This is a genomic window from Rickettsiales bacterium, from assembly GCA_033762595.1.
Classification (GTDB): Bacteria; Pseudomonadota; Alphaproteobacteria; order Rickettsiales; family UBA8987; genus JANPLD01.
In genome coordinates this window covers 1-5,420 of sequence record JANRLM010000001.1, presented here as the reverse complement: position 1 = coordinate 5,420, position 5,420 = coordinate 1, and the positions used below count along the sequence as shown (strand labels likewise).

The window sequence follows — 5,420 nt, the reverse complement described above, 5'->3', positions numbered from 1 at the left end:
GGATATTGGCGTTACTATGCTTGATATTGGTGCGGGTAATACTTCAATTGCTATATTTTCTGAGGGGTATCCGGTTTATTTTAGCTCGGTTCCTGTTGGTGGGCTTCATATTACGCGAGATATTGCACTTGGGCTTTCCTTGAGTGTGCCTTATGCTGAAAGATTAAAGGTTATTCACGGCTCAGCAATTTCAACCGATAGCGACGATTTGGATAGAATTGAGTTAAATGAAGAAGAAAGTAATTCTAATCATAAAACTATTACAAAAGCGGAGCTTACCTCAATTATTAAGCCAAGAGTTGAAGAAATTTTAGAGCTTGCAAAAAGTAATTTAGAAAAGAGCGGTTTATACGGCGTTGCGGGAAATAAAATAGTTATAACTGGCGGTTCTTCTCAACTACAAGGCATGAGGGAAATTGCAAGCTATGTTTTTAATAAGCACACTAGAATCGGCAGACCAACTGAACTTCATAGTATGCCAGAATCTGCGAAAGGCCCAGCTTTCTCAACGGCGGTAGGAATGCTAATTTATGCGGCAAGCCAAAAAGATAAAACCGAAACCAAGCCAAAATTTAATCCGCTTGAAATGGTTTCTCAAAGCCCAAGAAAATTCAATAAAGTGAACCAATTGGTTGAATGGTTTAAGCGTAATTTTTAACCCTTCATAATTCATAAAATTGCTATATAAGCGTCTATAAAACAATCCCAAAAATATGAAGCTGAATTTTTTACCTGCCGAAAAAGCTTTTACGCATCTGCCAGAAGAAATAGTTGGCAAGCCAGAAAAGGCTGATGTTATAATTATTCCATTCGGTTTAGAAAACTCTGTTAGCTATGGAGGTGGCACATCTAAAGGCCCACAAGCGATGATAGATGCTTCATCTGAGCTTGAATTTTTTGATGAAGATTTATGGTGTGAGCCTATCAGGAATTTTGGCATTGCTACGCTAAAAGCGGAAGTGATAAACAAAAATCTTGATAAAGCCATTGATCAGTTAGAAAATATTGTTGAGGAAGTTCTTAAATTAAAAAAATTTCCCTTTACATTTGGTGGTGAGCATTCAATTACGGCTGGCACTATCCGCCCTTTTGCTCGCAGATATAAAAACCTTGCAGTTCTACATTTTGATGCACATGCAGATTTGCGAGATGGCTATCTGGGTGTTAAATATTCTCACGCCGCTGCACTTCGCAGGGTTTTAGATCACAAACAAGTTACAACGCTTATTTCTTGCGGAATTAGAAATATCTCCGCTGAGGAAATTCCGTTTTATGAAAAAGAATCAAAAATGGGCAGAATTACTATCCATTGGGGCAAAGATAGAACCAAGTGGGATTACGATAAAATCGTTGCACCACTTAAAGGGCGTGATGTTTATTTAACCTTTGATGTTGATGGTTTTGACGCTTCTCTTATGCCAGCAACCGGCACGCCAGAACCAGGTGGAATTTTATGGGAAGATGCTATGCAAATTATCAAAAGAGCTGCAAAAATTTCTAACATTGTGGGGGCTGATATTAATGAGCTTGCACCTATAAAAAACTGGCACGCATCTGATTTTTTAGCAGCTAAACTCGCTTACAAAATTTTGAGCTTTAAGTTTTGCAAAGATAGGATAAAATTGTAAAAATTTTAACAACTAAAAAGCGTGATTTTTGAATTTACAAGACTCGGCTCTTATGTAAAAATTTGTGCAGTTGATGAAGAAACTGGCTTAGAAGCTGTTGTTACCTGCCCCGCAAATATCTCTCAATCTGAAATGGAGCAACACGCAATTAATCGTATGAAATATCTAAAAGAAAAGAATAAAAAATAATATAGTAAAATGCTTTTAATATATTATAACAAAAATTCTTTCAATCTTTTATCAAAAACTTCTCTTAAATCATAAGGTAATTCGCCAACTTTGGTGTTGATAAGATTTTTATCAATGCAGATTATTTTTTGCACCCTTAAAAAACATTTAGTGGGCAGGCCCATCTCAAAATAATCATTTAAGGCGATATCTAAATTATATTTGGGGCTAAAATTAGCAGTTATCAAACAAGCCTGAATGTATGAAAAATTCTCACTTTCATCTAAAATTAACATTGCTGGCCTTTCAAATTTTTCTTCATCAGAATGGCTTATACTAACTTTTATAATGTCAAATTTTTTAAGCATAATAAAGTATATATACTACCAATTTGAAAAAGCAGATTTATCTTTTGTAGAAAGCCAATCTTCTGAAAGAGAATTTTTCTGTAAATTTTCAGACAATTTATCATTGCCAGTATATTTTTTAATTGTTGCAGTTTTTGCAGTTTTATTTAATTCAAAAATAACTTTGTCGCCTGCCTTTAAGCCTAGAAGATTCCTAGCTTCCAGAGGAATTGTAGCTTGATATTTTGATGTAACTGATGTTACTAACATCGTTGATAATTCTATAAATTTATGATATATTAAGGCTTTAATTGCCTTAACCTCAATGAAATTTTCTCAAAAAATCTTTTTCTCAGCTTTTTTAACTTTTGTAGGTTTTATTTTTGTAACTTCTGCATCAGCTCAGCTTCGAATTAGTGATAAAATAATTGAAGCAGAAAAATATAAAAAACTACAAGAAAACCAACAATCTCAAACGGCAAATAAGATTCAAAATATCAATATAAATAATATAAAAGTTGATAGTGCTTATGAAAAAAAGATGCTTCTTCTTAGAAAAAAAATAAATGAAGAACTTGAAAAAACTACTGACCCAAAAAAAGAAAAAGATTTAATTCTAAAGTTAAAAGAAATTGATAATTCTTATTATAACCCGAAATTTAGAACTGAACTCATTAGAAAGAAATATCCGGGTTATGCCGCAAGAATTGATGCTTATTCTCGCCTTAGTGAAAAACAGAAACAAGAGCAGTTAATTAGAGCAGAACTTGAAAATATTAAGGCGAGCCCAGAGATAATCGGTGGCATTGCAACTCGTTGGGATAATCTGCCAGACTGGGAAAAACAATATCACTGCAAGCAATCGGTAAAAGAATGCTTTGCAAATGAGCTAAAAAAATGCAGATTTGTGCTGGATAGATGCTATGAATTTACAGATAAACAAACCTTCAAAAAAGTTAGAATGATGTTTGTTCCTCAACGCTAAAGATGATTTTAAGATGCAAGAAGAAAATGATTTAATGTTAAAAACTGCTTGGAAAAATGCTTCCACAAGGTTGCGATCTGCGGGAATTAATACACCACTTTTAGATGCAAGAGTTTTATTGCAGAATGTTCTGAATATTAGATATGAAGAATTGCTGATTTCCGCCTCAAGAATTTTAACCGAAGAAGAAAGAAAAAAATTTGAAAATTTACTCCTAAGAAGACTAAGGAGAGAGCCAGTTGCAAAAATTATTGAAGAAAAAGAATTTTGGGGGGCAAAATTCAAAACAAATTTTGATACTCTTGATCCCCGCCCAGAAACTGAAACTATCATTGAGGCTATCTTAAAAAATTATAAAGATAAAAATAGAAAATTGAAAATTTTGGATCTCGGCACAGGCTCAGGCTGTATAATAATTTCACTACTTAGAGAATTCCATAATGCAACCGGTTTAGGTGTTGATGTTTCTCTTTCAGCGTTGCAAGTTGCAAGAGAAAACGCTGAGAATCTGCAAGTATCAGAAAGGCTTGATTTCGTGCAATCTAATTGGTTTGATTCTGTTAATGACAAGTTTGATATTATCGTTTCAAATCCGCCTTATATTAAGAATGATTCTATTAATCACTTACAGGCGGAAGTCTCTTTATTTGAGCCAAAACTCGCGCTTGAAGGCGGTGAAGATGGGCTTGATGCTTATCGTAAAATAATCGCTCAGGTTGAAAACCACCTTGGAATTCATGGCAGATGTTTCTTTGAAATAGGCAAATGGCAAGAGGAACAAGTGGCGGAAATTATCCAGCAAAATGGCTTTACAATAAATGAAGCTTGGGAAGATTTAGCCGGAATTCCAAGGGTTATATCATTCAGTAAAAAGAATTTGAAAATTGTTAAGTAGAGAAATTAATCAATTAAACACAACGCTTTTATTGCCGTTTATGATAACGCGATGTTCCAAATGCCATTTTACAGCACGGAATAGCACCCTATTTTCAATATCCTGACCTGCTAATTTCAAATCTTCCGCTTTGTAACTATGGTTCACACGAGTTACTTCCTGCTCAATAATTGGCCCTTCATCAAGGTTTTCAGTTGCATAATGGGCGGTTGCGCCAATTAATTTTACGCCCCTATCAAACGCTTGGTGATAAGGTTTTGCACCCTTGAAACTAGGCAAAAATGAATGATGAATATTTATAATTTTGCCATAAGATTTTTTACAAAAATCATCTGATAAAATCTGCATATATCTTGCTAAAATCAGTAAATCTGAATTAGTTTTTTTGAATAATTCAAATAATTTTTTTTCCTGCAAATTTTTATCCTTACCAATAGGTAAATAATAAAATTTTTTGTTGAATCTTTTTGCCCAAATTTCTAAATCTTTATGGTTGGAAACCACGCCAACAATTTCCGCATTCAAAACGCCAATCTCATTTTTATGAAGTAAATCAACCAAGCAATGACTTGCCTTTGATACGGCAATTAAAATTTTTGGCCTCTCAGATTTATCAAAAACAACAAACTCCATCGCAAAATTTTTTGCAACTTCTTCTTCAAATTTTTTCTGAAGAATTTCAATTTTTAATGGGCAGGTAAATTCTGCTCTTAAGAAAAATTTTCCAGTAGATTCATCACCAAATTGTGCAGATTCTAAAATAAAGCCGTTATTTTTCAACAAAAAACCAGAAACACTAGCAACTATGCCCTTTTTATCAGCACAGGAGAGTTTTAATATATAGGTTTTTTCTGATAATTTTTTCATATTTTTCTTGTTTGTTTTTTTAACCAAGATTTTTCATTTTTATCTAGGTAAGGCGAGATTTCTGAATAAACTTCTTCGTGATAATTATTTAACCAAGAAATTTCTTCTCTGTTTAGTAATTCTTTTTTTATCAATTTCAAATCTATTGGTGCTTTTGTTAGTGTTTCAAAACCTAAAAATTCATTATTTATCTTTTTTACATAAACAAGGCTTTCAATTCTGATGCCGTAAGCATTTTTTTTATAAAAACCGGGTTCATTTGAAACAACCATATTTTCAACAAAAGCGGCTTTATAATGCTTTGAAATTCCGTGAGGACCTTCGTGAACATTAAGGCAGAAGCCAACGCCGTGACCAGTTCCGTGCTTATAATCTTTGAAGTTACGCCATAAATTTATACGCGCCAAAACATCAATCTGAGAGCCATTAGTGCCGTTTGGGAAAATCGCACTGGCAATATTAATATGCCCTTTCAAAACAAGTGTAAAATTTTCTTTCTGCTCATTAGTAACATCACCTAAAGCGATTGT

Annotated in this window: 9 protein-coding genes; 5 read left to right on the top strand and 4 right to left on the bottom strand. The window is 33.5% G+C overall.

Annotation, left to right across the window (positions count from 1 at the left end):
• From SFT90_00045 to SFT90_00035, 3 genes are all read left to right on the top strand, one after another.
• On the top strand, positions 1 to 658 hold a 658-nt coding region (locus SFT90_00045), incomplete at its 5' end, for a cell division FtsA domain-containing protein (GenBank protein MDX1948876.1).
• 55 nt (positions 659 to 713) lie between these two features.
• Complete coding sequence (gene speB / locus SFT90_00040) at positions 714 to 1,628, top strand: agmatinase (GenBank protein ID MDX1948875.1); 915 nt, start codon at positions 714 to 716, stop codon at positions 1,626 to 1,628.
• Positions 1,629 to 1,649: 21 nt separating this feature from the next.
• Complete coding sequence (locus SFT90_00035) at positions 1,650 to 1,817, top strand: hypothetical protein (GenBank protein MDX1948874.1); 168 nt, start codon at positions 1,650 to 1,652, stop codon at positions 1,815 to 1,817.
• A 23-nt stretch (positions 1,818 to 1,840) separates the two neighbouring features.
• On the opposite strand, the gene SFT90_00030 is transcribed toward SFT90_00035, so the two are convergent.
• Entirely contained in the window at positions 1,841 to 2,164 is a 324-nt protein-coding gene (locus tag SFT90_00030; protein ID MDX1948873.1) for a type II toxin-antitoxin system PemK/MazF family toxin, read from the bottom strand.
• A 15-nt stretch (positions 2,165 to 2,179) separates the two neighbouring features.
• Positions 2,180 to 2,413 (bottom strand): AbrB/MazE/SpoVT family DNA-binding domain-containing protein, encoded by a 234-nt coding sequence (locus tag SFT90_00025; protein MDX1948872.1) that lies wholly within the window; start codon positions 2,411 to 2,413, stop codon positions 2,180 to 2,182.
• 55 nt (positions 2,414 to 2,468) lie between these two features.
• Between SFT90_00025 and SFT90_00020 the strand changes: the two genes are divergently transcribed.
• The gene (locus SFT90_00020) at positions 2,469 to 3,128 is read left to right on the top strand and encodes a hypothetical protein (protein MDX1948871.1); all 660 of its coding nucleotides are present in this window, start codon (positions 2,469 to 2,471) and stop codon (positions 3,126 to 3,128) included.
• A complete protein-coding gene (prmC, locus tag SFT90_00015; GenBank protein ID MDX1948870.1) occupies positions 3,112 to 4,023 on the top strand; it encodes a peptide chain release factor N(5)-glutamine methyltransferase in 912 nt (303 codons plus the stop codon). Before SFT90_00020 ends, prmC begins: the two co-directional genes overlap by 17 nt.
• Before the next feature lie 9 nt (positions 4,024 to 4,032).
• Here prmC and purU read toward each other — a convergent pair whose 3' ends face one another.
• Both purU and SFT90_00005 read right to left on the bottom strand, forming a co-directional pair.
• Positions 4,033 to 4,890 carry a formyltetrahydrofolate deformylase gene (gene purU, locus SFT90_00010; GenBank protein ID MDX1948869.1) on the bottom strand — a complete coding sequence of 286 codons (858 nt, stop codon included), beginning with the start codon at positions 4,888 to 4,890 and terminating at the stop codon, positions 4,033 to 4,035.
• The coding region (locus tag SFT90_00005) for a M24 family metallopeptidase C-terminal domain-containing protein (protein ID MDX1948868.1) at positions 4,887 to 5,420 on the bottom strand (534 nt) is incomplete at its 5' end. The genes purU and SFT90_00005, both read right to left, overlap by 4 nt.